The organism is Exiguobacterium sp. s56 (assembly GCF_018618255.1).
Lineage (GTDB): Bacteria > Bacillota > Bacilli > Exiguobacteriales > Exiguobacteriaceae > Exiguobacterium > Exiguobacterium chiriqhucha.
In genome coordinates this window covers 1-2,664 of sequence record NZ_JACSLR010000034.1, presented here as the reverse complement: position 1 = coordinate 2,664, position 2,664 = coordinate 1, and the positions used below count along the sequence as shown (strand labels likewise).

The following is a 2,664-nucleotide window of genomic DNA, read 5'->3' as shown; positions in this document are numbered from 1 at the left end:
TTGATTACGGCCACGAGTTTTTACCGCCTCTGACATTTTATTTACCACCAAATGCCATGTTCGGTACCACTCAGTGACATATATCGACCATCATGTGACTCAAAGTCCGTTGGACAAGGGATTGCGGCATTGTGAGCCGTCGATTGCGGACGACTGAGCCACCTAGTGCGAAGAAAAGAGCCATCACTTGGATGGCTCGGACGTCAGCGTGCTGATATGCCATGGCGTTCCCTCATCGATATTTCACCGTCGATCATAATTTGATAAGAGTCATGGATGATCCGGTCGAGGATTGCCTCTGCGATGGTCTCGTTTCCTAATCGAAGATGCCATCCGCTCGGGTCAATCTGCGAACAGTAGATGGTGGAGACGGTCTTATGGCGCGACTCGGAAATCTCGAGGAGGATCGTCGCCTCGTCAGTAGTCAAGTCAGTCAATAGCCATTCATCGAGGATGAGTAGGTCGACTTTTGTATACTTTTTGAGGAGTCGTCGGTAGCTCCCGTCGGCTGCGAGCTTCGCCAGTGTCAGTTCGTCCAACAATTCAGGCAGACGGATGTATCTCACCTTGAACGATTGGCGGCAGGCCGAGACCCCGAAGGCGGTCGCGAGATAGGTCTTCCCGGACCCTGTCGGTCCCTTCAGAATCAAATTGTGGCCGTCCAAGATGTAAGTTCCGCTTGCCAACTTGAGGATCTGCTCTTTGTTCAATCGACGGTCGGCATGGTACTCGATGTCTTCGATGCAAGCATTCGAGTTGATGAACGAGGCAGCCTGGATCAGCCGGTGCAGCTTGCCGTTCTTTCGTCTGGAATGCTCAAAATCGACGAGTAGTGCCAGTCGTTCATCAAAGTCCATGCGTTGAAAATCGCGATTGGATGACTGTTCCTCATAGGCTTCTGCCATCCCGTTCATCTTCATCTCGATCAGTTTGGCAATCGTCTGTTCATTCATCTTTATCAGCTCCCCCATAGTATGCCGCACCACGCATGAAGCCATAGTGATTGTTGGCAGTTTCCGTCTTGCGTTTAAACTCCTGCTCGGCGTCGCTCTTCTTGTTGTTCGACAGGATGCTCTGGATGCCCTTGACCGTCGGTCTGTTGGTCATGGAGACGACCATCTTACAGGCGCGCTCGATCTCATACTTGGAATAACGTCGCTCCAGCTTCTTCAGCGTGAAGATGGATTGGAGTGCCAATCGCTCGGTCTGAGCAGTGCCAAGAAGGAAATCGATCACTTTCAAGGTGTTCGGACCGATCTCGTCTGCCCAGTCTTTTGCGTTCCCCGGGGTCTGGTCGATGTAGAGCTTATGGTTGTCGGGCATGTGATCGCGGTTGGTCGATAATTGTCCGAAGCGTCCAATCAGCCGTTTGTGGGAGGCGATCCGCATCTCGTTGAAATACACCTCGACCAATTGCTCAGTCAGTCGCACCGCGACCTGACAGTTGATATATTCATAGGGCACCGAATAAAACATGCTCTCGACGGATATGTGGTAGTCCGGGCGGACCTTCGCGTCCCGCCAACTCGATTGTTTGTACGAATGCTTCGGCAGTGGTGCTAACGCGAACTTTTCCTCTTCCTCGAATGCGGAGAGACGGCTACCGGGCTTCCGGGTGAACGGACGACGGTTGAACTCTTCCAGCTTTTCATGAACCTCACGGTTCAGCTCCTCTAGGCTGAAACAGTGGGAGTTCCTCAAGGCGGCGATGATCCAAGTGGAGATGACACCGACGGAACCCTCGACACTCGGTTTGTCCTTGGGTGCGCTCACACGCGCGGGCATGACGACCGTCCCATAATGTTCAGCCAACTCTCGGTATGTCGGGTTGAGGATGAGTTCACGTGACGTGTTTCTCGTGACACCGGTCTTCAGATTGTCAGGGATGAGAATCTGGGTACTCCCACCGAAATAGCTGTAGGCATGGTTATGGCACGTGATCCATGCCGACAAGTCCATCGAGAGGCTCGCCTCGGCATAAGACAATTGGCTACAGGGCAATGTCGCTACGAATATGTATACTTTTACTTTTTCTCCTGTGTCCCGGTCGATGATGAACGTGGTTGAACCGGCCCAGTCGACTTCCATCACCTCTCCTGGCTTTCGACGAATCCGGAGTGTGGCCTTGTGCTTATTCGCATAGGCGCTATAATGTCGCACGAAACTCCGATAGGAGTAAGGGATTCGTTTGTTCGTACGGCACTCAAGCTCGTACTCATGATGTAGGAGAGACAAGGTGACGTTCGGCTTTGCCAATTCCCTGTGTACATAGTCAAAGTCGATCGGGTGTCTACCGGACGACTCAAGCGTTCTCTCAGGGAACAAGAACTCTTCAATCCACTTATCGGTCATGTCATCATCGAACGGCCCCATCAAGCCTTTTTCTGTCGCCCGGTCGATCACCTCCGTCACTTTTTGACGCGAGTTGCCGGTGCTAGCTGCGATGCTTCTCAGGCTGAGTCCTTGCTCTTTAAGTTTTAGGATGGCCGAATAGCGAAGCATAAAAAAACCTCCCATGTACCGATGTCACACCATTGGGTGTGCACCTTAATAATAGGGAGGCGATATGAAGGATGGTCGGGACTTTGGCATCACCCGGTAAATTGTTTGTCACTCTTTGGTAAATAAGATTGCAAGACTGGTACATTTCAATGGCCGTAATCA

Annotated in this window: 2 protein-coding genes; both read right to left on the bottom strand. The window is 51.7% G+C overall.

Annotation, left to right across the window (positions count from 1 at the left end):
* Positions 1-203: 203 nt before the first annotated feature.
* Positions 204-953, bottom strand: a complete 750-nt coding sequence (istB, locus tag KNP71_RS15615; RefSeq protein WP_114167373.1) for an IS21-like element helper ATPase IstB — start codon at positions 951-953, stop codon at positions 204-206.
* Positions 946-2,502, bottom strand: a complete 1,557-nt coding sequence (istA, locus tag KNP71_RS15610) for an IS21 family transposase (protein WP_214831048.1) — start codon at positions 2,500-2,502, stop codon at positions 946-948. The genes istB and istA overlap by 8 nt, the downstream gene beginning before the upstream one ends.
* Positions 2,503-2,664 lie beyond the last annotated feature (162 nt).